At 66.1% G+C, this 25600-nt stretch carries 24 protein-coding genes; 15 read left to right on the top strand and 9 right to left on the bottom strand.

The annotated features are described in order from the left end of the window. Positions 1–173: 173 nt before the first annotated feature. From HYH08_RS19635 to HYH08_RS19610, 6 genes are all read left to right on the top strand, one after another. A complete protein-coding gene (locus tag HYH08_RS19635) occupies positions 174–1172 on the top strand; it encodes an AAA family ATPase (RefSeq protein ID WP_220011454.1) in 999 nt (332 codons plus the stop codon). Further along, positions 1172–2116 carry a DUF58 domain-containing protein gene (locus tag HYH08_RS19630; RefSeq protein ID WP_220011453.1) on the top strand — a complete coding sequence of 315 codons (945 nt, stop codon included), beginning with the start codon at positions 1172–1174 and terminating at the stop codon, positions 2114–2116. The genes HYH08_RS19635 and HYH08_RS19630 overlap by 1 nt, the downstream gene beginning before the upstream one ends. Then, positions 2113–4926 carry a DUF4159 domain-containing protein gene (locus HYH08_RS19625; RefSeq protein WP_220011452.1) on the top strand — a complete coding sequence of 938 codons (2814 nt, stop codon included), beginning with the start codon at positions 2113–2115 and terminating at the stop codon, positions 4924–4926. The genes HYH08_RS19630 and HYH08_RS19625 overlap by 4 nt, the downstream gene beginning before the upstream one ends. Before the next feature lie 7 nt (positions 4927–4933). Continuing rightward, on the top strand, positions 4934–6997 hold the full coding sequence (locus tag HYH08_RS19620) for a hypothetical protein (protein ID WP_220011451.1): 2064 nt from the start codon (positions 4934–4936) through the stop codon (positions 6995–6997). A gap of 241 nt (positions 6998–7238) precedes the next feature. Next, positions 7239–7643: a DUF2946 domain-containing protein gene (locus tag HYH08_RS19615; RefSeq protein ID WP_220011450.1), complete on the top strand. Its 405-nt coding sequence runs from the start codon at positions 7239–7241 to the stop codon at positions 7641–7643. 132 nt (positions 7644–7775) lie between these two features. Then, on the top strand, positions 7776–10181 hold the full coding sequence (locus HYH08_RS19610; protein WP_220011449.1) for a TonB-dependent receptor: 2406 nt from the start codon (positions 7776–7778) through the stop codon (positions 10179–10181). Between the two features lie 205 nt (positions 10182–10386). On the opposite strand, the gene HYH08_RS19605 is transcribed toward HYH08_RS19610, so the two are convergent. The 3 genes from HYH08_RS19605 to HYH08_RS19595 all read right to left on the bottom strand — a co-directional run bounded on the left by HYH08_RS19605 (position 10387) and on the right by HYH08_RS19595 (position 12185). Then, on the bottom strand, positions 10387–10869 hold the full coding sequence (locus HYH08_RS19605) for a GNAT family N-acetyltransferase (RefSeq protein WP_220011448.1): 483 nt from the start codon (positions 10867–10869) through the stop codon (positions 10387–10389). A gap of 26 nt (positions 10870–10895) precedes the next feature. Continuing rightward, positions 10896–11414 carry a GNAT family N-acetyltransferase gene (locus HYH08_RS19600; protein ID WP_220011447.1) on the bottom strand — a complete coding sequence of 173 codons (519 nt, stop codon included), beginning with the start codon at positions 11412–11414 and terminating at the stop codon, positions 10896–10898. Positions 11415–11693: 279 nt separating this feature from the next. Then, positions 11694–12185, bottom strand: a complete 492-nt coding sequence (locus tag HYH08_RS19595) for an NUDIX domain-containing protein (protein WP_220011446.1) — start codon at positions 12183–12185, stop codon at positions 11694–11696. Between the two features lie 77 nt (positions 12186–12262). Between HYH08_RS19595 and HYH08_RS19590 the strand changes: the two genes are divergently transcribed. Next, a complete protein-coding gene (locus tag HYH08_RS19590; RefSeq protein WP_220011445.1) occupies positions 12263–13144 on the top strand; it encodes a metallophosphoesterase family protein in 882 nt (293 codons plus the stop codon). A gap of 123 nt (positions 13145–13267) precedes the next feature. Here HYH08_RS19590 and HYH08_RS19585 read toward each other — a convergent pair whose 3' ends face one another. The 3 genes from HYH08_RS19585 to HYH08_RS19575 form a co-directional block, all read right to left on the bottom strand. Further along, positions 13268–13822 carry a hypothetical protein gene (locus tag HYH08_RS19585; protein ID WP_220011444.1) on the bottom strand — a complete coding sequence of 185 codons (555 nt, stop codon included), beginning with the start codon at positions 13820–13822 and terminating at the stop codon, positions 13268–13270. Between the two features lie 178 nt (positions 13823–14000). Continuing rightward, positions 14001–14207 carry a DUF4170 domain-containing protein gene (locus tag HYH08_RS19580; protein ID WP_220011443.1) on the bottom strand — a complete coding sequence of 69 codons (207 nt, stop codon included), beginning with the start codon at positions 14205–14207 and terminating at the stop codon, positions 14001–14003. A gap of 27 nt (positions 14208–14234) precedes the next feature. Continuing rightward, complete coding sequence (locus HYH08_RS19575) at positions 14235–15869, bottom strand: isocitrate lyase (protein WP_220011442.1); 1635 nt, start codon at positions 15867–15869, stop codon at positions 14235–14237. Positions 15870–16100: 231 nt separating this feature from the next. On the opposite strand from HYH08_RS19575, the gene HYH08_RS19570 reads away from it, so the two are divergent. After that, entirely contained in the window at positions 16101–17546 is a 1446-nt protein-coding gene (locus HYH08_RS19570) for a helix-turn-helix domain-containing protein (RefSeq protein WP_220011441.1), read from the top strand. A gap of 165 nt (positions 17547–17711) precedes the next feature. Here the strand turns inward: HYH08_RS19570 and HYH08_RS19565 are convergent, their stop codons facing one another. Further along, positions 17712–18005, bottom strand: a complete 294-nt coding sequence (locus tag HYH08_RS19565; protein WP_164937563.1) for an antibiotic biosynthesis monooxygenase — start codon at positions 18003–18005, stop codon at positions 17712–17714. Positions 18006–18362: 357 nt separating this feature from the next. Between HYH08_RS19565 and HYH08_RS19560 the strand changes: the two genes are divergently transcribed. After that, positions 18363–19169 (top strand): hypothetical protein, encoded by an 807-nt coding sequence (locus tag HYH08_RS19560; RefSeq protein WP_220011440.1) that lies wholly within the window; start codon positions 18363–18365, stop codon positions 19167–19169. Positions 19170–19330: 161 nt separating this feature from the next. Beyond that, positions 19331–19684, top strand: a complete 354-nt coding sequence (locus tag HYH08_RS19555) for a hypothetical protein (RefSeq protein WP_220011439.1) — start codon at positions 19331–19333, stop codon at positions 19682–19684. A gap of 146 nt (positions 19685–19830) precedes the next feature. Here the strand turns inward: HYH08_RS19555 and HYH08_RS19550 are convergent, their stop codons facing one another. Both HYH08_RS19550 and htpX read right to left on the bottom strand, forming a co-directional pair. Next, on the bottom strand, positions 19831–20472 hold the full coding sequence (locus HYH08_RS19550) for a tetratricopeptide repeat protein (protein ID WP_220011438.1): 642 nt from the start codon (positions 20470–20472) through the stop codon (positions 19831–19833). A 133-nt stretch (positions 20473–20605) separates the two neighbouring features. Beyond that, on the bottom strand, positions 20606–21550 hold the full coding sequence (gene htpX / locus HYH08_RS19545) for a zinc metalloprotease HtpX (RefSeq protein ID WP_220011437.1): 945 nt from the start codon (positions 21548–21550) through the stop codon (positions 20606–20608). 146 nt (positions 21551–21696) lie between these two features. Between htpX and HYH08_RS19540 the strand changes: the two genes are divergently transcribed. The 5 genes from HYH08_RS19540 to HYH08_RS19520 all read left to right on the top strand — a co-directional run bounded on the left by HYH08_RS19540 (position 21697) and on the right by HYH08_RS19520 (position 25552). Then, positions 21697–21927, top strand: coding sequence for a hypothetical protein (locus tag HYH08_RS19540; RefSeq protein WP_220011436.1), 231 nt, complete (start codon positions 21697–21699; stop codon positions 21925–21927). A gap of 5 nt (positions 21928–21932) precedes the next feature. Next, a complete protein-coding gene (locus HYH08_RS19535; RefSeq protein ID WP_220011435.1) occupies positions 21933–22160 on the top strand; it encodes a hypothetical protein in 228 nt (75 codons plus the stop codon). A gap of 30 nt (positions 22161–22190) precedes the next feature. Further along, positions 22191–23501 (top strand): lytic murein transglycosylase, encoded by a 1311-nt coding sequence (locus HYH08_RS19530; protein ID WP_502788406.1) that lies wholly within the window; start codon positions 22191–22193, stop codon positions 23499–23501. A 267-nt stretch (positions 23502–23768) separates the two neighbouring features. Further along, on the top strand, positions 23769–24272 hold the full coding sequence (locus HYH08_RS19525) for a DUF1993 domain-containing protein (RefSeq protein ID WP_220011433.1): 504 nt from the start codon (positions 23769–23771) through the stop codon (positions 24270–24272). A gap of 179 nt (positions 24273–24451) precedes the next feature. After that, positions 24452–25552 carry an alkene reductase gene (locus tag HYH08_RS19520; protein WP_220011432.1) on the top strand — a complete coding sequence of 367 codons (1101 nt, stop codon included), beginning with the start codon at positions 24452–24454 and terminating at the stop codon, positions 25550–25552. Positions 25553–25600 lie beyond the last annotated feature (48 nt).

The raw sequence follows: 25600 nt of genomic DNA, 5'->3' as shown, positions 1-25600 counted from the left end.
GGTCGCCACTTCGTGATGCCCTACATACCCTTAAGCCGATAAGGTGGGGATAGGTTAATTCAACGAATACATGGCCTTCCTGCTGGCGTTCCTGCAAGTCTAGCATAGGCCCCATGTGATGAGTTGACGTGACGACGCAAGAAAGCCGCGTGGCGGACCTAAGGAGCTGACGGATGGCGGAGAGTGTCGAGAAACTCGAGGACGGGATCGTCCGTTCGGCGGAGCAGGTGTCGGCCCAGGTTCGCGCGGCGAAGGAGGCGATCGGCTCCGTCATCTTCGGCCAGGACCGCGTGGTCGAGAACACGCTGGTCACGATCCTCTCGGGCGGCCATGCGCTGCTGATCGGCGTGCCCGGTCTTGCGAAAACCAAGCTGGTCGAGACGCTCGGCGTCACGCTCGGCCTTGATGCCAAGCGCATCCAGTTCACGCCCGATCTGATGCCGTCGGACATTCTCGGCGCCGAGGTGCTGGACGAAAGCACCGCCGGCAAGCGCGCCTTCCGCTTCATCTCCGGTCCCGTGTTCGCGCAGCTCCTGATGGCCGACGAGATCAACCGCGCCTCGCCGCGCACGCAATCGGCGCTGCTGCAGGCGATGCAGGAGCAGCACATCACGGTCGCCGGCGCGCGTCACGATCTGCCGAAGCCGTTCCACGTGCTCGCCACGCAAAACCCGCTGGAGCAGGAAGGCACCTATCCGCTGCCGGAAGCGCAGCTCGACCGCTTCCTGATGGAGATCGACGTCGACTATCCCGATCGCGACGCCGAGCGCCGCATCCTGTTCGAAACGACAGGCGCCGAGGAGACGCTGGCGAAGGCGTCGCTGACGGCCGACGCGCTGATCACCGCGCAGCGGCTGGTGCGCCGCCTGCCGGTCGGCGATTCCGTCGTCGAGGCGATCCTTTCGCTGGTACGCTCGGCGCGCCCGGGCCCCGACGCCGGCGAGACCGGCAAGTTCATCGCCTGGGGCCCCGGCCCGCGCGCCAGCCAATCCCTGATGCTCGCCGTGCGCGCCCGCGCGCTGATCGATGGGCGTCTCGCCCCCTCGATCGACGACGTGCTCGACCTTGCCGAGCCCGTGCTCAAGCACCGCATGGCGCTGACGTTCCAGGCGCGCGCCGAAGGCCGCACGATTCCGGACGTGATCAAGCAGCTCAAGACACGGATCGGTTGATGGCCGCAGAGGACGGGCACACGGGCAAGGAGATCATCGCGATCCGACGTGCCGATGGCGAAAGCCGCACGCTCGCAGCTTCCTTGCCGCGCCTCGTGCTGGAAGCCCGCCGCATCGCCGCCAACGTCATCCACGGTCTGCACGGCCGGCGCCGCGCCGGCTCCGGCGAGAATTTTTGGCAATATCGCCGCTTCGTCTCGGGCGAGCCGTCGCAGAACGTCGACTGGCGGAGATCGGCGCGTGACGATCATCTCTATGTCCGCGAGCTCGAATGGGAAGCGTCCCACACGGTCTGGATCTGGCCGGACCGCTCGCCGTCGATGGCGTTCGCCTCGAAGACCGCGCGCGAATCTAAATTGGAGCGTACGCTGATCGTCGCTTTCGCGCTGGCCGAGCTCTTGGTCTCCGGCGGCGAGCGCGTCGGCGTCCCCGGGCTGATGGCGCCGACCGCGAGCCGCAGCGTCATCGACAAGATGGCGCAAGCGATGCTGCATGACGATGCCGGCCGGCCCAGCCTGCCGCCGTCCTTCGTGCCCTCCGCGCTCGCCGAGATCATCGTGCTGTCGGACTTCTGGTCGCCGATATCAGAGATCACGGCGACGCTCGCGGGTCTCTCCGGCGCCGGCGCGCATGGCACACTGGTGCAGGTGGTCGATCCCGCCGAAGAATCGTTCCCCTATTCCGGCCGCATCGAGTTCGTGGAGCCGGAAGGCGCCGGCGTCATCACGGCCGGGCGCGCCGAAAGCTGGGCGCAGGATTACACTGCACGCCTTGCGCTGCACCGCGACCAGATCCGCGCCGAGACCTCGCGGCTGGACTGGCTGTTCACGACACATGCGACCGACCGCTCCGCTGCCGAACTGCTGCTGTTCCTGCATGCCGGCATGCAGGTGAGCAAATCCGGCGCGCGCAGCTCGACCATCAAGGCGGGGCCGGCCGCATGATGGGATTGCCGCTCGCCTTCACCGAACCGCTGCTCCTGATCGGCCTCATCAGCCTGCCGGTGCTGTGGTGGCTCCTGCGCGTGACGCCGCCGCGGCCGCGCCGGATCGAGTTTCCGCCGACGCGCCTCCTGTTCGACATCGCGCCACGGGAGGAGACGCCGTCGCGGACGCCGTGGTGGCTGACCGCGTTGCGGCTCCTGGCTGCGGCCCTCGTCATTTTCGCCGCCGCCGGCCCGATCTGGAATCCGCAAACAGGCGTCGCCGGCAGCAAGGCGCCGCTGATGATCATGCTCGACGACGGCTGGAGCGCCGCCTCGAACTGGGACGTCAGGATCCGGGCCGCCGACGAATTGATCGCCAATGCCGACAACGACCGCCGCGCCATCGCGCTGGTGCCGCTGTCCGAGCCGAACCGCGACATCACGCTGATGCCGGCGGGCGCCGCGCGCGTCGCGCTGCGGCAGATCACGCCAAAGCCGTACTCGATCGACCGCGTCGACACGCTCGCGGCTGTCGATCGCTTCCTGAAAGCGACCGGCGATTGCGAGATCGCCTGGCTGTCGGATGGCGTCGACACCGGCCGCGGCGAGGAGTTCGTGACCGGCCTCGGCAAGACCTTGGGCGACCGCAGCCTGACCATCTTCGAAGGCGGCACGTCTTCCCCACTGGCGCTGGTCGCAGCCGAGAACGCCGCCGCCAAGATGACGGTGAAGGTGCTGCGCACCGACAGCGGCATTGCCGTCGGCACCGTGCGCGCGCTCGACCAGAAGGCCTCGCCGATCGGCGAGGCGCGCTTCTCGTTCGGCCCGCAGGACAAGGAGACCGACGCGGCGTTCGACCTGCCGGTCGAGCTGCGCAATGACATCACCCGGCTCGAAATCTCCGGCGAGCGCTCCGCCGGCGCGGTGCAGCTGCTCGACAAGCGCTGGCGGCGCCGCGCCATCGGCATCGTCTCGGGCTCGACCAGCGAGACCGCGCAGCCGCTGCTGGCGCCAACCTTCTATCTCACCCGTGCGCTGGCGCCGTTCGCCGACGTCAGGCTCGCCGACAAGGGCTCGCCGCAGCAGGGCATCACGCAGTTCCTCGACCAGAAGCTGCCGATGATCATCCTCGCCGATGTCGGCACCATCGCGCCCGAGATCCGCGAGCGCCTCAACGCCTGGATCGACCAGGGCGGCGTGCTGGTGCGCTTCGCAGGGCCGCGCCTGGCGCAGGCCGAGGACGATCTGGTGCCGGTCAAGCTGCGCAAGGGCGGCCGCACGCTCGGCGGCAGCCTGACCTGGGAGAAGCCGCAGCATCTCGCCTCTTTCGCCGCCGACGGCCCGTTCGCCGGCGTCGTCGTCCCCAAGGACGTCACTGTGAGCCGGCAGGTGCTGGCCGAGCCCGATGCGGTGCTCGCGACCAAGAGCTGGGCCTCGCTTGAAGACGGCACGCCGCTCGTCACTGGCGAGCATCGCGGCAAGGGCATCGTCAGCCTGTTCCATGTCAGCGCCGACATGCGCTGGTCGGACCTGCCGATGTCGGGCATCTTCGTCGAGATGCTCCGCCGGGTGGTCGACATGTCCGGCTACACCGCCAAGCCCGGCGCCGGCGTGGCCAGCGAAGCGACCACGGAGACGGTGGCGCCGCTGCACATCCTCGACGGCTTCGGCGCTTTCGGCCCGCCGCCGGCGACCGCCAAGCCGCTGCCGGCCGATTATCGCGACCGCGCCACGCCCGATCACCCGCCCGGCTTCTATGGTCCGGCAGAAGGACCACTCGCCGTGAACACGCTTGCTGCCGCCGACCGCATCGCAGCCCTGAACACATCCAGCCTGCACGCCCGGCACGCCACCTACACCAATGCCGAGCCGCGCGACCTGCGTGGCTGGCTGCTGTCGACGGCGCTGGCGCTGTTCTTGGTCGACGCCCTCATCGTCGCGCTGCTCGGCGGCGGCCTCGCCGCGCTGCTACGCCGCCGCGCCGCGACCGCAATGATCCTGCTCGGCCTTGCGCTGGCTGGCGGCGCGGTGCTGGCGCCGACGCCCTCGCGCGCCGACGGCGCCTCCGACGAATTCGCGATGAAGGCGGTGTCGCAGACCCGCCTCGCCTATGTGGTGACAGGCAATGCCGACGTCGATTCGATCGTCAAGGCCGGCCTGTCAGGGCTGACGCTGTTCCTGGCGCAGCGCACTGCGCTGGAGGCCGGCGATCCCGTCGGCATCGATCCCGCCCGCGACGAGCTCGCCTTCTTCCCGCTGATCTACTGGCCGATCGTGCCCGGCGCGCCGAAGCCGCCGCAGGACGCCATCAACAAGATCGACGCCTATATGAAGCAGGGCGGCACCGTGCTGTTTGACACCCGCGATGCGATCGAGGCGCCGCCCGGCGACAACGGCACGTCGCAGACGCCCGGCATGCGGACGCTCCGCGAGATCCTGTCCTCGCTCGACGTGCCCGAGCTCGAGCCGGTGCCGCGCGAGCACGTGCTGACCAAGACCTTCTATCTGCTGCGCGACTTCCCCGGCCGCTTCAACACCGGCCAGACCTGGGTCGAAAGCCTGCCGCGCGAGGACGACGAGGACAGCGCGCAGCGGCCGGCCCGCGGCGGCGACGGCGTCTCGCCGATCATCATCACCTCGAACGACCTCGCCGGCGCCTGGGCCGTGCGCCCCGACGGACAATACATGCTGCCGGTGACCGGCGGCGACAACCGCCAGCGAGAATTCGCCTACCGCGCCGGCGCCAACATCGTCATGTACACGCTGACCGGCAACTACAAGGCCGACCAGGTGCACGCACCGGCCCTGATCGAACGGCTCGGCCAATAGGATCGCCATGAATTACGGCATCGCGTTCACGCCGCTTGTTCCTTCGATCGTGCTGTGGCTCGCGCTCGCCGCGATCGTCGTCATCGCGCTTCTGCTGCTGGTGGCGCGGGCGCGCGGGGCGGCCGTGCGCGTCGCCGCGCTGGCGCTGTTCCTGCTGGCGCTCGCCAATCCTTCCTTCACGCGCGAGGACCGCGATCCCCTCACCTCGGTCGCAGCGATCGTCGTCGACAAGAGCCCCAGCCAGAATTTCGGCAACCGCACCCGCGAGGCCGCCCAGGCGCAGGAGGCGCTGGTCGACAGCCTAAAGAAGATCAAGGGCCTCGAAGTCCGCGTCGTCGACGCCGCACAGGCCGACGGCGAGACCGACGGCACCAAACTGTTCGGCGCGCTGGCCTCGGCTTTGGCTGACGTTCCGGTCGATCGCGTCGCCGGCGCCTTCCTGATCACCGATGGCCGCGTTCACGACATCCCCGCCAATGCCGCCGCGCTGGGCTTCCAGGCACCGGTGCACGCGCTGATCACCGGGCAGAAGGATGAGCGCGACCGCCGCATCGCGATCACGGCGGCGCCGCGCTTCGGCATCGTCGGGCAGAGCCAGACCATCACATTCCGCCTCGACGACCAGGGCGTCACCGGCGAGCGCGCCAAGGTCACGGTGCGCCGCGACGGCGAGCCGATCAACGAGCGCACGCTCTCGAGCGGGCAGACCGCCAGCATCGACGTCGACATCAAGCATGCCGGCCCGAACATCGTCGAGATCGAGGCCTCGCCGCTCGCGGGCGAGCTGACGCCGGTCAACAACCGCGCCGTCGTCGCCATCGACGGCGTGCGCGACAAGCTGCGTGTGCTCCTGGTGTCGGGCGAGCCGCATTCCGGCGAGCGCACCTGGCGCAATCTGCTCAAGTCCGACGCCAGCGTCGATCTCGTGCACTTCACCATTCTGCGGCCGCCGGAGAAGCAGGACGGTACGCCGATCAACGAATTGTCGCTGATCGCGTTTCCGACCCGCGAGCTGTTCCAGCAGAAGATCAACGAATTCCAGCTGATCATCTTCGACCGCTACGCCCGCCAAGGCGTGCTGCCGGTCGCCTATTTCGACAACATCGCGCGCTATGTGCGCGGTGGCGGCGCGGTGCTGGTCTCCGCCGGCCCGGACTATGCCTCCAACACCAGCATCTGGCGCACGCCGCTGGATTCGGTGCTGCCGGCAGAACCCGTCGGTGTCAGTGAAAAACCGTTCTATGCGCATCTGTCCGACATCGGCAAACGCCATCCCGTCACGCGCGGGCTGGAGGGCTCGGCCTTCGAGCCGCCGCACTGGAGCCGCTTCTTCCGCACCGTCGACACCCGCAATTCCGTCAACCCGCCGGTCATGACAGGCCTCGACGGCAAGCCGCTGCTGTTCCTGTCGCGCTTCGGCGAGGGCCGCGTCGCGCTGCTGCTGTCCGACCACATCTGGCTGTGGGCGCGCGGCTATGAAGGCGGCGGTCCGCATCTCGATCTGCTCCGGCGGATGTCGCACTGGCTGATGAAGCAGCCGGATCTGGACGAAGAGGCACTGCGCCTCCAGGTGCAGGGCAAGGATCTCGTCGTGGTGCGCCAGACCATGGCGGACAGCGTGCAGCCGGTGAGCGTGACCTCGCCCTCCGGAGTGTCGCACGATCTGACGCTGACCGCCGGCGATCCCGGCGAATGGCGCGCGAGCCTCCCGGCAAGCGAGCTCGGCCTGTGGCAGGCCACCGACGGCACGCTGAAGGCGCTGATCAATGTCGGCCCGACCAATCCGAAGGAGTTTTCGGAAGTCACCTCCACCACCGACACCTTGAGGCCGCTGACGCAGGCGACGGGTGGTAATGCCGTGCGCGTGGTCGATGGCTCCAGCGTCGAGCTGCCGCGCATCGTGCCGGTGCGCTCGGTGAGCAGCTTCGCCGGTGACGGCTGGATGGGCGTGCGGATGCGCGACGCCAGTGTCGTCAAGGGCGTCGGCGTGCTGCCGATCTTCGCCGGCCTGATCGGGCTACTGCTGCTGCTCGGCGCCTTCGCGGCGACCTGGATGCGCGAGGGGCGCTAAGGCGCCATCGGCTGCGCAAGGTCACACCTCTCCCCGATGGGGAGAGGTGTTTCGAGTTCGCGGCGCACACCGTTCCCTCAAGCCTGATCTCAGGCTAGTTGCCCGAACGACACATCGGATCGGCGACCTGTATCCGCACGCGCGGCCTGCCGTTGACATCTGCTGATCGATACTGCGATGTTACAATATAACATCGCGGGATCAGAGGATAATCCCTCGCGATGCGGGGTGGCGTTTCCAGATGAAGTGGTTCCGGTCGAATATCAGGCACGGCGCCCGGCTCGCGTTGTTCGCGATGCTGGTGCAGCTGGCGCTGACGTTTGGCCACAGCCACTGGTTCGCGCAGGCAACGACCTTCGCCCAATCCTCGCTCGAGCAGACGGACAGCAGCAAGGCGACCGCTTCGATCGACCGCGTTGCTGTCCAGAAGCAATCGCCTTCCGCCCCCGACCGCGAGCAGCCGGGAGACGACAATTGCGCGATCTGCGCATTGGTCGCGATGGCGGGTACCGTCGTCTCGGCGACGCCGCCCCTGCTTCTGCTGCCGCAGGCGATCGAGCTGCTCCAGCTCACGACAGATGCCGAATTCATCCATCTGAAATCGGCCGGCACGGCGTTCCAGCCGCGCGCGCCTCCCGCGTCCTGACCTCCAACGCTTGATCACACCTGGGCGCGTATGCCCGGGAATTGTTGAAGTCGAATTCCGTCGCGCCGCGACGGCAGGCCGCCTCCGATCAGCACAGCATCTTACGGACGGCGCCTGACTGGAATCAGGACCATGTCATTTGAATTGCGACGCGCGCAGCGTCTCGCAGGAGCCAGCCTGCTCCTGCTCGGCGCCGCCGCCACATCCGCGCCGGCCCAAACGGCTGCACAAGACCCTGCGCCAGCTTCTGCCCCCGCGCCAGCACCATCGTCGAGCGAGATCCCGTCCGTCACGGTGACGGCGCCGAGCCCCATCGTGCGCAGGGTGGTGCCGACCCGCAGCCAGGTCCGTGTCACGCGCACCGGGCGATCGCGCAATCCGCAACGCACGGCCGAAGCGCCTCCGGCGGCTGCAGCAACGACGGCCGCCGCCGCGCCTCAGCGGGGCGTGCTGCCTGTCGTCACCAACCAGTTCGCGACCGTCACCGTGGTGCCGAACGAGGAAATCCGCCGCGAGGGCGGCGGCCAGCTCGGCGATCTCCTGTTCTCGAAGCCGGGCATCACCGGCTCGAGCTTCGCGCCGGGCGCCTCCAGCCGCCCGATCATCCGGGGCCTCGACGTCAACCGCGTTGGCATCGTCGAGAACGGCACCAATTCGGGCGGCGCCTCCGATCTCGGCGAGGATCATTTCGTCCCGATCGACCCGCTCGCGACCAACCAGGTCGAGGTGGTGCGCGGGCCGGCCGCGCTCCGCTACGGCTCGACCTCGATCGGCGGCGTCGTCAGCGCCACCAACAACCGGATTCCGGATGCGTTGCCATCCTGCGCGCCGTCGTTCCAGGCTTACGGCCTTCCGGCCAAGGCGCCGCTCGCGTCCGCCGCGACCTCGCCTTGCGTCAGCGCCGAGACGCGCTCCGCGTTCTCCTCGGTCGATCGCGGCGTCGAGAGCGGCGTGCTGCTCGACACCGGCGGCGGCAATTTTGCGTTCCATGCCGACGTCTATGGCCGCACCACCTCGGACTACAACATTCCGAGCTATCCCTATCTCAACGACCAGTCGCGTCCCGTGAACGGCCGCCAGCCGAACTCGGCCACACGTTCGGACGGCGCCTCGATCGGCGGCTCCTACTTCTTCCAGGGCGGCTATATCGGCGCGGCGATCACGGAGAACGATTCGCTCTACCACATCCCCGGCATCGACGGCGCCGACCACCAGACACGGATCGACGGCCACCAGACCAAGATCAACGTCAAGGGTGAATACCATCCCGACGCGACTGCGATCGATACCGTCCGCTTCTGGGCGGGTGCGACCGACTACCGGCACAACGAGATCGGCCTTGCCGATCCCGCCGATCTCAACAGCCTCGGCATCCGGCAGACTTTCACCAACAAGGAGCAGGAGATCCGCACCGAGGTGCAGCTGATGCCGTTCAACGCGCGCTTTGCGGAAGTCACGACGGCGCTGGGCTTCCAGGTCGGCCATCAGGAATTGAACGCACCGAGCCCGGACAATCCCGGCACGCTGTTCAACGGATTGTGGGATCCCAACACTAGCACGCGCGTTGCCGGCTACGCCTTCAACGAGTTCAAGTTCACGGAAGCGACGCGGGCGCAGATCGCCGGCCGGATCGAGCATGTCGAGCTGCACGGCACGACGCCCGATTTTCCGGCGGACTTCCTGCCCGACGGCGCGCCGCAGGCGGCGATCGCGCGCAATCCGTCGTTCACGCCGAAGAGCGGCAGCATCGGCCTACTGCAGGATCTGCCGGGCGGCATGGTCGGCAGCATCACCGCGCAATATGTCGAGCGCGCGCCGAAAGCGGCCGAGCTGTTTTCGCGCGGTGGGCATGATGCGACAGCGACATTCGACATCGGCAATCCCAACCTCACCATCGAGACCGCGAAATCCGTCGAGCTCGGCCTGCGCAAGGCGACCGGACCGTTCCGCTTCGAGGGCACCGTCTACTACACGCATTTCGACAATTTCATCTATCGCCGCCTCACCGGCGTGATGTGCGACGACGATTTCGCCTCATGCGGCAATCCGGGCGCGGAGCTGAACCAGGCGGTGTACTCGCAGGCCAACGCCAATTTCCGCGGCGGCGAATTCCAATCGCAGCTCGACGTCAGCGCGTTCCAGGGCGGCATCTGGGGCATCGAGAACCAGCTCGACTTCGTCCGCGCCACCTTCACCGACGGCACCAACGTGCCGCGCATTCCGCCGTTGCGGATGGGCGGCGGCGTGTTCTGGCGCGACGACAACTGGCTGATGCGGGTGAACCTGTTGCACGCCTTCGCGCAGAACAACATCGCCGTGATCGCGGAGACGCCGACGGCGGGCTACAATCTGCTGAAGGCCGAGGTGAGCTACAACACCAAGCTCGATCCGCGTCAGTTCGGTGCGCGCGAGATGACGGCCGGCATCGTCGGCAACAATCTCCTCAACGAGAACATCCGCAACTCGGTGTCCTATACCAAGGACGAGGTGCTGATGCCCGGCATCGGCGTGCGGGCATTCGCGAACTTCAAGTTCTAGGCTTGAGCCGGCCGGGACCTACGGGCCCCGGCACGCACATCTGGAGCAGGCTGCGACTATCTCCACAATCGTCACTGCGAGGAGCGAAGCGACGAAGCAATCCAGGCTGCCTCTGCGGAAAGATTCTGGATTGCTTCCGCTTTCGCTGAAGCTTCGGCGGACAAGTCGCTGCGCTCGCAATGACGGAGGATGGAGCGCGGACCGCTCACGCCATGGGCGCGAGCCGCTTCTCGAAGCGCGACTGATCCACGGGGAACGGCCCGTTCGACGTCTCCGACATCATCACGAAGGTGCCGGCCTTGCGCCAGCCGCTCTTCTCGTAGAACCGCTCGGCGCGCGTATTGCCGATCGCACATGCCAGCCACGCCAGCTGCACGCCGCGCGCGGCGAGCCGTTCCTCGGCGTCGGCGATCAGCGCTGCGGCCACACCCGTCCCATGCGCTTTGGGCGACACGAACAGCTGGTACAGTTCGTCGCCTTTGAGGGCACACAGGCCGAGCGGCGCGCCGGCGGGGCCTACGACGCAGACATCGGCAAGCATGAGCGCGAGCCGGTCACGAAAGCTCGCGACCGTGCGGAGGCGGACGAGCTCAGGCGGCGCCAGATGCGCATGCGCGTGATGCCAGGCATCATGCCACAGCTGCGCGAGCTGATCGATCTCGGCGGGATCGGCGGGACGCACCTGCATGGTCGAAACTCCATCCGAGCAACAGATTACCCCACGCGCGCCTTGCTCCAGTCCGGCGCGACGACGCCCGACACGCCTTCGAACGCACCTTCGACGAGCTCGAACACCAGGACGCGCGCGGCGTCGACCGGGCCGGGCATGGTGACGCGGCCCTTCTCGACCTGCTTGAAGCCGACCCGGCTGTAATAGGGCTCGTCGCCGACCAGCAGGATCAGGCGGTGACCCTTATCCCTGGCGTCCTTCAGCGCCCGCTCCATCAGCTTGCGGCCGATGCCGCGGTCGCGGAACGGCGGCTCGACGGTGAGCGGCCCGAGCAGCAAGCACGGCGTCTCGCCGATCAGCACCGGCAATTGCCTGACCGACCCGACCAGCAGCGTGCCGATGCGGGCGGTGAAGGAGACGTCGAGCAGATGGTCGACATGCTCGCGGATCCGGTAGGCGCTGAGCACGAAGCGGCCGGGGCCGAAGGTGCGTTCGTGCAGCCGTTCGATCGCCTGGGCGTCGCGGGCCGTCTCGGGAAGGATGGTGAGCGAAAGATCGGTCATGTCAGCACAGCGTTTTCGAGCGAAGTGGGCCCCGGTTCGCGTCAGGAAAACGCGTCGACGTCGGACGCGGGATAACATCTCGGGCGGCCGTGGTCTACCGGGCGGGTGCCAGATCGGGCCGCTGCGCCAGGCCGCGGGTTCTTTCCTCTTGGGAATCCCATCATCGCGGAAGCACCGCCACCCCAGCCCTCCCCCGCAAACGCCCGCAAACGGGAGAGGGAGCGCACCACCGTCGCTGCAGCAATCAAGCCTGATCCCATTATGCTGTAGCGGCGCCGTTCACCGCCACGTCGCGATCAGCGGCTTGCCTTCGAGCACCTCCGACAACCGCAACCGCGTGCCGCGCGTGGTGCCCTCGGGCAGCGCATCGATGGCGAAGAAGCCGCATTCAGCGATCTCGCGGTTCGGCTCCGGCAGGCGATCCTGCCTGAACTGCCTGACGACATAGACCGCGACGTGATCGCGGCGGGAGACATGGCTGTTGAGGAAGATGCCGTGCAGCACGGCCTCGCCGGTGAGGTCGATATCGCCCTCCTCCTTGAGCTCGCGCCGCATCGCCTGCTCCATGGTCTCGCCGAGATCGACGCCGCCGCCGGGCAGATACCAGCCGACGACGTAGCTGTGCCTGACCAGGAACACCCTGTTGTCGGCGTCCAGCACGACGGCACGGACGCCGAGCGTCATGCCGCGCACCAGCAGGAACCAGGCGTGGAAAATCCGCCGCAGCAGCGGCTCGAATTTCCGTCGGATATGATTCAGGCGCTCTCCCATCAGGCTCCCGTCGGGCGCTTGCACAGTGGTCGCGACCTTGCCATTACAGCGGACGAATAGCGAGGCAATCGCCTATCATGGCTCCCTTCACGCTCGCCCATCTGTCCGACCCGCATCTGGCGCCCCTGCCGAGGCCGCGGCTGATCGAGCTCGCCGGCAAGCGCGCGCTCGGCTACGTCAACTGGACGCGCAACCGCCACAAATACCAGCGCCGCGAGGTGCTCGACGCGCTCGTTGCGGACGTGAAGGCGCAGGCGCCCGACCACATCGCGGTGACGGGCGATCTGGTCAACCTGGCGCTGGAAGCGGAGTTCGCGCCGGCACGCGCCTGGCTCGACGGCGTCGGCCCGCCCGACCGTGTCACCGCGATTCCGGGCAATCACGACGCCTATGTCCGCAACACGTATCACCGCTTCGGCGAGACCTTTGCGCCCTATCTGGCGGACGACGACGGCCGCATCGGCTTTCCGGGCGTCCGCCGACGCGGGCCGCTGGCGCTGATCAGCCTGTCTACGGCGGTGCCGACCCTGCCGCTGATGGCGACGGGCACGCTCGGGCGCGACCAGCTCGCAGCTCTTGAACGGGTGCTCGACCGGCTCGCGACTGAGGACGTCTTCCGCGTGCTGCTGGTGCATCATCCGCTGAAGTCCAGGGCACGCCAGAAACGGATGACTGATTCCGCCGAGCTGCTGGCGCTTTTGAAACGCCACGGCGTCGAGCTGATCCTGCACGGGCACGACCACATTCACTCGACGATGTGGTTCGAGGGCCCCAACGGCAACATCCCCGCGATCGGCGTCCCCTCGGCCTCCGCGCTCGCGCACGGGCACACTCCGGCGGCGGCGTATAATCTGTTCAGAATCGAGAAGGACAATGCCGGCTGGCGCTGCGAGCAGACCGTGCGGAGCCTTGGCGCCGGATTTCAGATCGGGCAGATCAAGCATGTGAGGTTGATCTAGTCTCACGCCGTCATTCCGGGGCATGCGAAGCATGAGCCCGGAATCCATCGGGCGACAGCGTACGCGGATGAATGGATTCCGGGCTCGCGCTCCGCGCGTCCCGGAATGACGGCGGAGCGAGCTTCACCAGCTCCGCAAAGCCGCGACGACGGCGAGCCCGAACAGCGCGGCGGCACCGAGCACGAAGCCGAGCACGAACGGCCAGAACCGCGAGCGGCGCGGCGGCTCTGTGGCCGGGGCCTGCGGCTCGGGCATCACGACCATCGCACGCTCGCGCTCGACGATGCGGCGGGCGACATAGTCGGTGACCGCTTCGACGATCACGGCGGTGTCGTGCGACTCGGCGAGCACGAGGCGGCCGAAGCGGGTGTCCTGGACGAAGCGGTACATCCGCTTGTCGCGCCCCATCATGATGTGGGCGACGACGTCGATCCAGAGCCTCGGTGTATCGCCCTGGCTGATGCCGCGGTCGAACAGGTCGATCTGATCAGGCACCTGCGCGAACAGCGGGTCGAGCGCGTCGTTGAGGATCTCGAGCCGCGCCACCTCGGCGTCGCGCAGATCGACGACGACACCCGTCCGGTCGGCGGCCTCGATCCGCGCGCGCAACAGCGCGTCGCGTAGCCGCACCGGGCGCACCTGGCTGGGATTGACACCACTGGTCTCGGGCTCTGACATTGTCGGCCTCGTCCTCAAACTCTGCCGTTAACCTATCAGCAACCAAACCCTTCGCAAAGGCCTACAATTCCAGATACTTACGGCGCCCACAGGCGCCTCACCTGTGCCAAAAACAGACGATCCCACCCGGCTTGCGCCGGATGGGACCCTCCGTCCTTGGACGTCTTCTTAGACGAGATCAGGCCGAAACGCGCGACGGCTCTTCCACGATCGAGAAGCGGACGCCGGCCATGTGGCGGGTCTCTTCCGACACTTCCTTCCAGCACTCCTCGGCTTCCTTGCGGGACTTGAAGGGGCCTCGAACCTGGGCCGAGCCTTCCACCAGCTTGTGGAAGTTCATCGAACCGAACTCGCCGCCGATCACCCAGAAATTGCTGTTGGTCATGGTCGCTCTCCTCTCAAGCGTTCTGCGTTAGCCGAACTGGTTCATGGTGTTGTGGGCGCCGCCCGCCTTCAGGGCCGCTTCACCCGCGAAGTATTCCTTGTGGTCGTCACCGATGTCGGAGCCGGCCATGTTCTGGTGCTTGGCGCAGGCGATGCCCTGACGGATCTCCTGGCGCTGCACGTTCTTGACGTAGCCGAGCATGGCCTGCTCGCCGAAATACTCGCGTGCGAGATTATCGGTGGACAGCGCGGCCGTGTGGTAGGTCGGCAGCGTGATCAGGTGATGGAAGATGCCGGCGCGCTTGGCCGAATCCGCCTGGAAGGTCCGGATGCGCTCGTCGGCTTCGATCGCCAGCGGCGTCTCGTCGTATTCCGGCTTCATCAGCTCGGCACGGCTGTACTTGCTGACATCCTTGCCGGCTTCCTTCCACGCGTCATAGACCTGCTGACGGAAGTTGATGGTCCAGTTGAACGACGGCGAGTTGTTGTAGGCGAGCTTGGCATTCGGCACGACCTTGCGGATGCGGTCGACCATCTTGGCGATCTGCTCGATATGGGGCTTCTCGGTCTCGATCCAGAGCAGGTCGGCGCCGTTCTGCAGCGAGGTGATGCTGTCGAGCACGCAACGGTCTTCGCCAGTACCTGGACGGAACTGGTAGAGATTGCTGGGCAGGCGCTTCGGACGCATCATCTTGCCGTTGCGGTTGATGATGACGTCGCCGTTGCGAGCGTTCTCAGCCGTCACTTCCTCGCAGTCGAGGAAGCTGTTGTACTGATCGCCGATGTCGCCCGGCTTGTGGCTGACGGCAATCTGCTGCGTCAGGCCGGCGCCGAGCGAGTCGGTCCGGGTGACGATGATGCCGTCCTCGACGCCGAGTTCCAGGAAGGCATGGCGGCAGGCGCGGATCTTCGCCAGGAAGACCTCATGCGGCACGGTGACCTTGCCGTCCTGATGGCCGCACTGCTTCTCGTCCGAGACCTGGTTCTCGATCTGGAGGGCGCAGGCACCCGCCTCGATCATCTTCTTGGCGAGCAGATAGGTCGCTTCCGCATTGCCAAAGCCCGCGTCGATGTCGGCGATGACGGGCACGACGTGGGTCTGGAAGTTGTCGATCTTCTCGATCAGCTCCTTCTCGCGGGTCTTGTCGCCTTCCTTGCGCGCCTTGTCGATGAGACGGAAGATGTCGTTCAGCTCGCGCGAGTCAGCCTGACGCAGGAAGGTGTAGAGCTCCTCGATCAGCGCCGGCACCGAGGTCTTCTCGTGCATCGACTGGTCGGGCAACGGACCGAACTCGGAACGCAGTGCCGCGATCATCCAGCCGGACAGGTACAGATATTTGCGATCGGTCCTGCCGCCGAAATGCTTCTTGATCGAGATCAGCTTCTGCTGGGCGATGAAGCCGTGCCAGCAGCCCAGCGACTGGGTGTACTTGGTCGGATCGGCGTCATAGGCAGCCATGTCCGCGCGCATCAGCGCCGCGGTGTAGCGGGCGATGTCGAGACCGGTCTTGAAGCGGTTCTGGAGGCGCATGCGTGCGACGGCCTCGGCGGACACGCCGTTCCAGGTCGGCTGCTTCTCGAGCAGCGCCCGGGCCGCGTCGACCTCGCTCTGGTAGGACGCGGGACCCTGGAGGGTGTTGATGCCACGGGGCTGGTAGTTCATGTGCCTGATCCCTTTCGACGGATGACAAAGCAGCAGCTGTCATCGACATTTTTGACAATGCATTGCGAAATGCGTGTCAGGAGCTAAACGCGAGAAAGGGAAGTTCGTATAGAGGCCTTGTATTTGAATGGTGATGTCATGTAACATCAGAACATGTAATAGATGTTATTTTGTAAATTTTGTAAATAATAGGTCAGATTTCCTGACCTTGATGCTGCTGGAGACCTGAATATGCCCGCCGAGTCCGGGAAAAAGCTGTTCGTCGGGCCGCGCTTCCGGCGGATCCGGCAGCAATTGGGGCTGTCGCAGACCCAGATCGCCGAGGGCCTCGGGATTTCGCCGAGCTACGTCAACCTGATCGAGCGGAACCAACGTCCGGTGACCGCTCAGATCCTGCTGCGGCTGGCCGAGACCTATGACCTCGATCTGCGGGACCTCGCCACCGCCGACGAGGACCGCTTCTTCGCCGAGCTGAACGAGATTTTTTCCGACCCGCTGTTTCGCCAGATCGACGTGCCCAAGCAGGAACTGCGCGACCTTGCCGAGCTCTGTCCGGGCGTCACCCATGCGCTGCAACGGCTCTACGCGGCCTATGCCGAGGCGCGCCAGGGCGAGACGCTGGCGGCGGCGCAGATGGCCGACCGCGACGTCGGCACGCGCTATGAGGCTAATCCGGTCGAGCGCGTCCGCGAGCTGATCGAGGCCAACCGCAATTATTTCCCGGAGCTCGAGCAGGCCGCGGAAAACCTGCGCGACGAGCTGAACGTGCCGGCCGAAGGACTCTATGCCGCGCTCGCGGCGCGATTGCGCGAGAAGCATTCGATCCAGACCCGCATCATGCCTGTCGACGTGATGCGCGAGACGCTCAGGCGCTTCGATCGCCACCGCCGCCAGTTGCTGATCTCGGAGCTGGTCGATCCGCCCGGCCGCGCGTTCCAGCTCGCCTTCCAGCTGGGCTTAGGTGAATGCGCGCAAGCGCTGGAGACCATCATCGGCCGCGCCGGCCCGCTCGACGATGCGCCGCGGCGGCTGTTCCGCATCACGCTTGGCAATTACTTCGCGGCCGCCGTGATGATGCCCTACCCGGCATTTCTCGCCGCTGCCGAAGCTCTCAACTACGACATCCACGTGCTGGCGCAGCGCTTCAATTCCGGCTTCGAGCAGGTCTGCCACCGCCTCACCACGTTGCAGCGGCCGAACGCGCGCGGCATTCCGTTCTTCCTGCTGCGCGTCGACAATGCGGGCAACGTGTCGAAGCGCTTCTCCTCCGGCACGTTCCCGTTCTCGAAATTCGGCGGCACTTGTCCGCTCTGGAACGTGCACTCGACCTTCGACACGCCGGATCGCCTGCTGAAACAGGTGATCGAGCTCTCCGACGGCACGCGCTATTTCTCGATCGCGCAGATGGTGCGCCGTCCCGTCGCGCCGCATCCGCTGCCGCAGCCGCGCTTCGCCATCGGTCTTGGCTGCGAGATCCGCCACGCCGCGCGTCTGACCTATGCGGCCGGCATGGACCTCGAGAAGACCGAGGGCACGCCGATCGGCGTCAACTGCCGCCTCTGCGAGCGCGAAAACTGCGCCCAGCGCGCCGAGCCGCCGATCACGCGGACGCTGATCCTGGACGAGACGACGCGAAGGGTGTCGAGCTTCGCGTTCTCGAACGCACGGGAGTTGTGAGGATTCTCCCTCGCCCCGCTTGCGGGGAGAGGGTCGGGGTGAGGGGGAGTCTCCGCAAGGACGGTGAGAGTTGGACTCGCGGAGAGTCCCCCTCACCCGAAATCCGCGCTCCGCGCGCATTTCGGCCTCTCCCCGCACGCGGGGAGAGGCGAAGGCACCACCACCCTACGCCAGCGTATGCACGATTACAGGTCCCGCGGCCGCGCTCGCGTGTCCTGCGAGCAGTGGGCCGAGATCCTGCTCGATCCAGGCAATGGCGCGCTTGTTCGCCTCCTCGGCCTGCTCGAACTTGTCGAAGATCGAGATCGCGGTGACCGTGTCGTCGCCGGCATAGACGACGTAGTAAGCGCGAAAGCCGTCGACATCGCTGATGATGGGGACGGCACCGTCCTTGATGCGGCGCGCCAGCTCCTCGGCGCTCCCGCTTTTCGCCTTGGCCTGACGGATGGCGGCATACATGGCATCCTCCCTTCCGGCTTCTGATGTGGGGCTTGCTGCCCTCAGGTGAATCTACACCCTCAGTACCCATTCCGTCATCCTGAGGCGCGAGCCCTTGCGAGCCTCGAAGGATGCACGGCCCCGATGCAGCCGGGCCGTCGCCCTTCGAGGCTCGCCGAAGAGGCGAGCGCCTCAGGGTGACGGTGATAGGCTGCCGTGCGCGCGGCCTTGGTTAACCCAGCCCTAATCCGCTCCCGCGATCTGCAACCAGCGGTTAAGCACGCCTCAACATCGCGGCCTTAGTCTCGCCTCACTCACTTTTCGCAAACAACGGCGCCCTATCGTGGCGAGCGAAGTGACATCAGGGGGTTCATCATCATGCGCATTGCGTTGCTGCTGACCGCGACCATCGTCGGCGCGCTCTTTGCTGGTCCATCCATTGCCGGGACGCTCGATGCGACCGGCGAGGCCGCGCAGGCGTTGCCGCCGGGCTTCCAGAACTATCGCGGCTACATGTTCGACACCACCGAGGCCCGCGACCGCAAGGATATCGACAAGCTCACCGACAATCTGAAGAGCCAGATCGACGTCGTCGAAGGCGTCGGCCTCTCGCCGCGCGTGCTGCGCTTCTTCCACACCGTTCCGATCGTCGCGAGCGAGCTCGCCTGCCTCGACGAAGGCGCCGCGACCGCATGCTACGGCCGCGTCACGCCCGACATCCAGCGCAGCGCGCCCCGGACGCTGACGGTCTGGGACCCCGGCAAGCAGCGCTGGAGCAATCCGAACGCGGTCGACCTCGCGGTCGATTCGGGGCTCGGCGTGATCATGCTGCGCCCGGACATGATGCGCTATGAGAAGGAAGCCGTGCTGCTGCACGAGATGCTGCACGCCTATCACGCCCGGCTGTTGCCGGACGGCTACGCCAACAAGGGCGTGATCACCTATTACGCCTACGCCAAGTCCAAGGACCTGCTGCCCAGGGAATCTTATGCGATGAAGAACCCGATGGAGTTCTTCGCCGTGACCGCCAGCATCTTCCTGGCGGGAAAAAGCGAATTCCATGACCCCAAGTCGCGCGAGACGCTCAAGGAGAAGATGCCCGACTATTACAAATATCTGGTCGGCGTGTTCGGCTTCGACCCCGACCCGGCGGCCACCAGCGGCCCTGTTGCCTCGCTGAAGTGAGGCCCCGCCAAGCCAGCCCGAAAGCCGCGCGAAAATGCGCGGCTTTTTTGTTGTGGGCTGCCGGAAGCTGCGGATGATTGGCGGCCGGCAATTGCCAAGGTGGGGCCCGATCTGCATAGTCCCGCCCGCATCGATACCTGTTTTCAAGAGGATAGAACAACATGGCGGACGCCGACCTGGATGTCGTGATCCGGCAATTGGCCAGACAGCTGCAGACGGGCCTGATGACCCGCGCCAAGGAGCGGCGGGATCGCTTCAGCGGCCTTGCGGCCAAGGCCAAGAGCAAGGAGACCGGCGACCGCTTCAAGATGATGGCCAAGGCCACCATGGAGCAGGCGAGTGCTGCCGCCAGGCGCCTGCAGATGTCCGCCGACAACGTCGCCGACAGCTACGCCCGCGCCATGCGCCTCGCCGCCAGCACGCCGATCGCGGTGAAGGCGGAGAAGCCGGCGAAGGACAAGCCGGTGAAGAAGGTTGCCAAGGCGAAGAAGGCGAAAGCCAAGAAGACGAAGTAGGGCGCCATCTCTCCGGACATTCAGCATCGTAGGGTGGGCAAAGCGAAGCGTGCCCACTCGTGTGTTGCCTTATTGAGCAGGTCGTGGGCACGGCGCAAGTGCGCCTTTGCCCACCCTACGATTCCGGACTCGCGGATAGAGTCCCCTCATCGCCTCGGCGCTGTGACCCGGCTCGGCTCGGCGCTCGTGAGCTCGGCTAGCTTCGCGCGCGCCGCTTCGCGCGTGCCGGCGTCCTTGCCTGATGGCAACGCCAGTGCGACCTCGAAATCGGCGCGGGCGTCATCGGCTTGGCCGCGGGCGAGGAAGGCGAGGCCGCGGTCGAGGCGGGCCTGCGCATCGGTGGGATCGAGGCGGACCGCGGTGCTGTAGCTCAGGATGGCGCGATCGAGATCGCCGGTGGCGGCGAGCGCAAGGCCGCGCTGGTGATAGGGCGCGGCCAGCTTGGGATCATGCGCAATCGCCTCGTCATAGTCCTCGATGGCGAGTGCGAGGTCGCCGTTCTGCCGGCGCGCCAGCGCGCGGTCGCGATAGAGGGATGCGCGATTGGGATTGAGGCGGATGGCCTCGTCGAAATCGGCGATCGCCCGCTTGAAGTCGCCATGGCGCAGCGCGATCCGTCCGCGCCCTTCATAGGCAAAGGCGATCAGCGAGCCCCGCAGCGGCGAAAAGCCGATCACAGCCGAGCAGACGTCGGGCTCGTCCTCGTCGCCGCAATTGACGACCGTGTGCGTGGACAGGCCGATGAGCACGCCAAGGACGATCAACAATGGTACGGCAGTTCTGGTCATCTTCGACGGTGGCCGGCGGAGGGCCGGCCACGCATCCCCTTTCGAAGAAAGTGTCACGCCGAGGTGTTAGCACCGGCCGCGACGATGCTGTGTGCGCCAGGTCACAAAGGGGAGCAAATCCCGGCCGGATCCATCAGCCCCAAGGACCACGAGAAGGACCACGTGACGAGGAGCGGCCCCACGGGCCCTGCGGCGGATAGTTCTCGTTGGCCCCGACCGACGGGGTCGCTCGCGCGCCGAGCTCGGCTGCAAGCCGCTGCAGCGCGGCGATGCGGTTCTGCGTCGAGGGATGGGTCGTGAACAGATTATCCACGCCATGGCCCGACAGCGGATTGATGATGAACATGTGCGCGGTCGCTGGATTGCGTTCCGCCTCGAAATTCGGGACCTGATGCGCCGCGCCCTCGATCTTCAGCAGCGCCGAGGCCAGCCACATCGGCTGGCCGACGATGCGCCCACCGAGATCGTCCGCGGCATATTCGCGGGTGCGACTGATCGCCATCTGCACCAGCATGGCGCCGAGCGGCGCCAGGATCATCATCAGGATCGATCCGACGATGCCCGGGCCGTTGTTGTCGCGGTTGCCGCCGAAGAACATGCCGAACTGCGCCAGCATGGAGATGGCGCCGGCGATCGTCGCGGTAATCGTCATCAGCAGCGTGTCGTGATTCCTGATATGCGCAAGCTCGTGCGCGATGACACCAGCGAGCTCCTCGCGGCTGAGCTGATTCATCAGGCCGACGGTGACGGCGACGGCGGCATTCTCGGGATTGCGCCCCGTCGCGAACGCGTTCGGCTGCGCCTCGTCCATCACGAACACGCGCGGCATCGGCAGGCCGGCGCGGCCGGCAAGCTCGGCGACGAGCCCGACCAGCTCCGGCGCACTGCGGCGGTCGACCTCATGGGCGCCGTACATCGAGAGCACGGCGCGGTCGGAGTTCCAGTAGGTGAAGATGTTCATCGCGGCCGCAATGACGAGCGCGATCATGGCGCCGGAGGCACCACCGATCAGATAGCCCACACCCATGAACAGGGCGGTGAGGCCTGCAAGCAGCATTGCGGTACGCAGATAGTTCATGGCCGTCTCCCGGAGCGGCCGCGGGCGAAACCTCTGGCCGGCACAGTTCAGGTAGGGATGACCCCGGCCCGGGTGCAAGGTTTCAAGGTGCGTCGCGGGGCCGCGGCACTTGACCCAGCCGGGGACGGCCGGGCACGATCGGGGCCATGCATTTCGAGATTCTCGGCGAGATTTCCGAGGTCGAAACCTTCGCCAGCGGTTCGGGTATTCGCGAGATCGCCCGGCTGCGACGAATCTATGGGCGGGGACGCTGGCGGAAGCGCAAGGGCATCGCACGGGTGCGATTATCCAATGGCTCTACCCATCTCGCTGAGATACATTGGTACGAGGCTGCCGGCATCGGCCGCAAGGAATTCAAGATCAAGAACCTGCTCTGACCATCATGACGAAATCGCGAAGCAAGCAACTGGTGATCTGCGTCGGCAATGAGGGCTATGAGGCGTCCATCGAGAAGCGCAAGATTTATGTGACGCTGCGCGATCCGGCGGCCGAGAAGCTCGACATGCTGCGGATCGTCGATGAGTCCGGCGAGGACTACCTTTATCCAAAAGCCTTCTTTCGCGAGATCGCCCTTCCCCTTGCTGTGAAACGCGCCGTCTTGGCGGCCTAGCAGCTCCCTGCACCAGAGATATCGATGCCGATGAACTGCCTTGGTTCTCGCCTTGCGGTCGCAACGATCGCGGCCTCGTTTGCGCTCGCCCTTCCCGCCTCCGCCCAGTTCGCGCCGCCGCCGGCAAAGCCTGCCGCGCCCAAGGCCACCGCGCCGTCGCCGCGCGCGGCATCGTGCCATAACGGGGCGAGCTTCGATCGCTTCCTCGCCGACGTGAAGAGCCAGGCTGTCGCCGCCGGCGTGTCGCAGCTCACGATCGCGGAGGCTTCACCCTACCTCGTCTACGACCAGGGCATCGTCAACCGCGATCGCGGCCAGCGCGTGTTCGGCCAGCTCTTCACCGAATTTGCCGGACGCATGGCCGCGCCCTATCGCATGCAGAACGGCCAGCAGCACATCAAGCAACATGCGGCCGCGTTTGCGCGCGCGGAAAAGGAATACGGCGTGCCGCCGGCAGTGATCGCCGCGTTCTGGGGCCTGGAGAGCGATTTCGGCGCCAACATGGGCAATCTGCCGACGCTGAAATCGCTGGTGTCGCTGGCCTATGACTGCCGGCGCTCGGAGATGTTCGTGAACGAGACCATCGCCGCGCTGAAGATCATCGATCGCGGCGATCTCACCCCCGACGAGATGATCGGCTCCTGGGCCGGCGAGCTCGGCCAGACGCAATTCCTGCCGGTGCACTACGTCAATTATGCCGTCGACTATGACGGCGATGGGCGGCGCGATCTGCTGCGCAGCGAAGACGACGTGATCGGCTCGACCGCGAACTACATCGCCAACGGCTTGAAGTGGCGGCGCGGCGAGCCGTGGCTGGAGGAGATCAAGGTGCCGCAGAACCTGCCGTGGGATCAGACCGATCTCACCGTGCAGCTGCCGCGCTCGAAATGGGGCCAGCTCGGCGTCACCTATCCCGACGGACGACCGCTGCCGAACGACAACCTCCCCTCCTCGATATTGCTGCCGATGGGGCGTTTTGGGCCGGCCTTCATGGCCTATGCGAATTTCGCGGCCTACACCGAGTGGAATAACTCGCTGATCTATTCGACCACCGCAGGCTATCTCGCCACCCGCATCGCAGGCGCCCCGCCGATGCGCAAGCCGGCGACGCCGGTTGCGCAGCTGCCGTTCAACGAGCTCAAGCAATTGCAGCAGCTGCTGGTCCAAGCCGGCTTCAATGTCGGCAAGGTCGACGGCGTCCTGGGCCAGCAGAGCCGTGCCGCGGTGAAGGCGATGCAGATCAAATACGGCCTGCCGGCGGACTCGTGGCCCACCGCGGAGCTGCTGGCGCGGATGCGCGGCGGCACGGCGCAGGCGCAGCCGGGGGCAACGATCCGCTAAACAATCTGTCGGTGGTCATTCCCCGCGAAGGCGGGGAATCCAGTACGCCGCGGCCCATCGACTTAATCAATACTGCCTCGGAGTACTGGATCGCCCGGTCAAGCCGGGCGATGACCGCGAGGGTATGGCAGCGACGGCACCATAAGCCAGCGAAGGAGAATTTTCGCACCGCAAAACCGTTTCATGCGATTGCATTATTCCATGAGGCTCCCATGTGAGTGGCTCAGGTTTTTCGCCTGGGTTTTCCCTCATTGAAGAGAGCATCACATGTCCTTCTACGACGCCGTCGTTCCCGCCTATCTGCAAATGCTGAACAGCATGATCGGCCTGCTGACCAAGGCCGAGGCGCATTGCGCGGCGAAAAAGATCGAGCCGAGCGTCCTGCTCGGCTCCCGCCTTTTCCCGGACATGTTGCCGCTGTCGAGGCAGTTTCAGCTCGTCACCGACTATCCGACCAGAGGCTGCGCGCGGCTGACGCAAAGCGAGGTGCCCTCGACACCCGACACTGAAACCAGCTTTGCGGAGTTGAAGCAGCGGCTGGCGAAGACGATCGACTATGTCAAATCCTTCAAGCCCGAGCAGTTCGAGGGCGCCGACGCCAGGGACGTCACCTTTCCGGTCGGCGCCGGCAAGACCATCACCATGACGGGACAGCAATTCCTGAGCTCGTTCTCGCTGCCGAACCTCTATTTCCACGCGGCGATAGCCCACGGCATCTTGCGCCACAACGGCGTCGAGATCGGCAAGCGCGATTTTCTCGGCACGAACTGATTTGTGGAATCGCACGGCTGCGACAGCGGGATTTCGCTGTCGCGGCCGAAATTGCACATGAATTATGCTACGCGCGGTCTCACGCGTAGCTCGCCTGCACTTTCCGTATGGCTCATCCCTTGCGCTGATTGCGGCGATGCACAAGTGTTCCGGACCTCTCACCGCCTGGAAGCATTCCCATGAGCCGTTCGACCAAATTGTTTGAGACCTACAAGCTCGGCCCCATCACGCTGGCCAACCGGCTCGTGATGGCGCCGCTGACGCGCAACCGCGCCGTCCCTGGCACGTTCGTCCCCGGCGCGCTGGCCGCCGACTATTACGCCCAGCGCGCGTCCGCAGGGCTGCTGATCACCGAGGCGAGCCAGATCTCGCAGCAGGGCCAGGGCTACCAGGACACCCCCGGCATCTACACCAAGGACCAGGTCGCCGGCTGGCGCAAGGTCACTGACAAGGTCCATGAGCGCGGCGGCAAGATCTTCATCCAGCTCTGGCATGTCGGCCGCATCTCGCATGTCGACCTTCAGGCGGGTGGCGCGGCCCCGGTCGCGCCCAGCGCGATCCGCGCCAAGGGCAAGACCTTCGTGAACGGCGGCTTCGCGGACGTCTCCGAGCCCCGTGCGCTCGAACTCTCCGAGATTCCCGGCCTCATCGACGACTACAAGCGTGCTACGCGCAACGCGCTGGAAGCCGGATTCGACGGCGTCGAGATCCACGGCGCCAACGGCTATCTGCTCGAGCAGTTCGCCAAGGACGGCGCCAACAAGCGTACCGATGCCTATGGCGGCTCGATCGAGAACCGTGCGCGGCTGATGCTGGAAGTCTCCAGGGCCGTCGTTGCCGAGGCCGGCGCCGAGCGCACCGGCATCCGCATCTCGCCGGTGACGCCCGCCAACGACATCTCGGATTCCAACCCGCAGGCGCTGTACGATTACATCGTGGACGGCCTCAGCGCGCTCAAGCTGGTCTATCTCCACGTCGTCGAAGGCGCCACCGGCGGTCCGCGTGACATCGCGCCGTTCGACTATGCCAGCATCCGCAAGCGGTTCGCCGGCGCCTATGTCGCCAACAACGGCTACGATTTCGATCTCGCAACCAAGGTGCTGGATGCGAATGCCGCCGATCTCATCGCCTTCGGCAAGCCGTTCATCTCCAACCCCGACCTGGTCGAGCGGTTGAAGGCGGGCGCCGCGCTGAACGAGTGGGACAAGAACACCTTCTACGGCGGCGGCGCCAAAGGCTACACGGATTATCCGACGCTGGCGGCCGAGCCGGCGGAGTAGTCACTTCTCCCTCTCCTCGCTTGCGGGGAGAGGGTCGGGGTGAGGGGG

Source organism: Bradyrhizobium sp. BR 10289 (genome assembly GCF_019455385.1).
Taxonomy (GTDB): Bacteria; Pseudomonadota; Alphaproteobacteria; order Rhizobiales; family Xanthobacteraceae; genus Bradyrhizobium.
Note: the sequence above shows the minus strand (reverse complement) of the source record. Positions and strands in the feature narration are given on the sequence as shown.

What these genes read in the sequence shown, in the direction of transcription:
- HYH08_RS19635 (WP_220011454.1), top strand. Translation starts at nt 174, where the DNA reads ATGGCGGAGAGTGTCGAGAAACTCGAGGACGGGATCGTCCGTTCGGCG.
- HYH08_RS19630 (WP_220011453.1), top strand. Translation starts at nt 1,172, where the DNA reads ATGGCCGCAGAGGACGGGCACACGGGCAAGGAGATCATCGCGATCCGA.
- HYH08_RS19625 (WP_220011452.1), top strand. Translation starts at nt 2,113, where the DNA reads ATGATGGGATTGCCGCTCGCCTTCACCGAACCGCTGCTCCTGATCGGC.
- HYH08_RS19620 (WP_220011451.1), top strand. Translation starts at nt 4,934, where the DNA reads ATGAATTACGGCATCGCGTTCACGCCGCTTGTTCCTTCGATCGTGCTG.
- HYH08_RS19615 (WP_220011450.1), top strand. Translation starts at nt 7,239, where the DNA reads ATGAAGTGGTTCCGGTCGAATATCAGGCACGGCGCCCGGCTCGCGTTG.
- HYH08_RS19610 (WP_220011449.1), top strand. Translation starts at nt 7,776, where the DNA reads ATGTCATTTGAATTGCGACGCGCGCAGCGTCTCGCAGGAGCCAGCCTG.
- HYH08_RS19605 (WP_220011448.1), bottom strand. Translation starts at nt 10,869, where the DNA reads ATGCAGGTGCGTCCCGCCGATCCCGCCGAGATCGATCAGCTCGCGCAG.
- HYH08_RS19600 (WP_220011447.1), bottom strand. Translation starts at nt 11,414, where the DNA reads ATGACCGATCTTTCGCTCACCATCCTTCCCGAGACGGCCCGCGACGCC.
- HYH08_RS19595 (WP_220011446.1), bottom strand. Translation starts at nt 12,185, where the DNA reads ATGGGAGAGCGCCTGAATCATATCCGACGGAAATTCGAGCCGCTGCTG.
- HYH08_RS19590 (WP_220011445.1), top strand. Translation starts at nt 12,263, where the DNA reads ATGGCTCCCTTCACGCTCGCCCATCTGTCCGACCCGCATCTGGCGCCC.
- HYH08_RS19585 (WP_220011444.1), bottom strand. Translation starts at nt 13,822, where the DNA reads ATGTCAGAGCCCGAGACCAGTGGTGTCAATCCCAGCCAGGTGCGCCCG.
- HYH08_RS19580 (WP_220011443.1), bottom strand. Translation starts at nt 14,207, where the DNA reads ATGACCAACAGCAATTTCTGGGTGATCGGCGGCGAGTTCGGTTCGATG.
- HYH08_RS19575 (WP_220011442.1), bottom strand. Translation starts at nt 15,869, where the DNA reads ATGAACTACCAGCCCCGTGGCATCAACACCCTCCAGGGTCCCGCGTCC.
- HYH08_RS19570 (WP_220011441.1), top strand. Translation starts at nt 16,101, where the DNA reads ATGCCCGCCGAGTCCGGGAAAAAGCTGTTCGTCGGGCCGCGCTTCCGG.
- HYH08_RS19565 (WP_164937563.1), bottom strand. Translation starts at nt 18,005, where the DNA reads ATGTATGCCGCCATCCGTCAGGCCAAGGCGAAAAGCGGGAGCGCCGAG.
- HYH08_RS19560 (WP_220011440.1), top strand. Translation starts at nt 18,363, where the DNA reads ATGCGCATTGCGTTGCTGCTGACCGCGACCATCGTCGGCGCGCTCTTT.
- HYH08_RS19555 (WP_220011439.1), top strand. Translation starts at nt 19,331, where the DNA reads ATGGCGGACGCCGACCTGGATGTCGTGATCCGGCAATTGGCCAGACAG.
- HYH08_RS19550 (WP_220011438.1), bottom strand. Translation starts at nt 20,472, where the DNA reads ATGACCAGAACTGCCGTACCATTGTTGATCGTCCTTGGCGTGCTCATC.
- htpX (WP_220011437.1), bottom strand. Translation starts at nt 21,550, where the DNA reads ATGAACTATCTGCGTACCGCAATGCTGCTTGCAGGCCTCACCGCCCTG.
- HYH08_RS19540 (WP_220011436.1), top strand. Translation starts at nt 21,697, where the DNA reads ATGCATTTCGAGATTCTCGGCGAGATTTCCGAGGTCGAAACCTTCGCC.
- HYH08_RS19535 (WP_220011435.1), top strand. Translation starts at nt 21,933, where the DNA reads ATGACGAAATCGCGAAGCAAGCAACTGGTGATCTGCGTCGGCAATGAG.
- HYH08_RS19530 (WP_502788406.1), top strand. Translation starts at nt 22,191, where the DNA reads ATGAACTGCCTTGGTTCTCGCCTTGCGGTCGCAACGATCGCGGCCTCG.
- HYH08_RS19525 (WP_220011433.1), top strand. Translation starts at nt 23,769, where the DNA reads ATGTCCTTCTACGACGCCGTCGTTCCCGCCTATCTGCAAATGCTGAAC.
- HYH08_RS19520 (WP_220011432.1), top strand. Translation starts at nt 24,452, where the DNA reads ATGAGCCGTTCGACCAAATTGTTTGAGACCTACAAGCTCGGCCCCATC.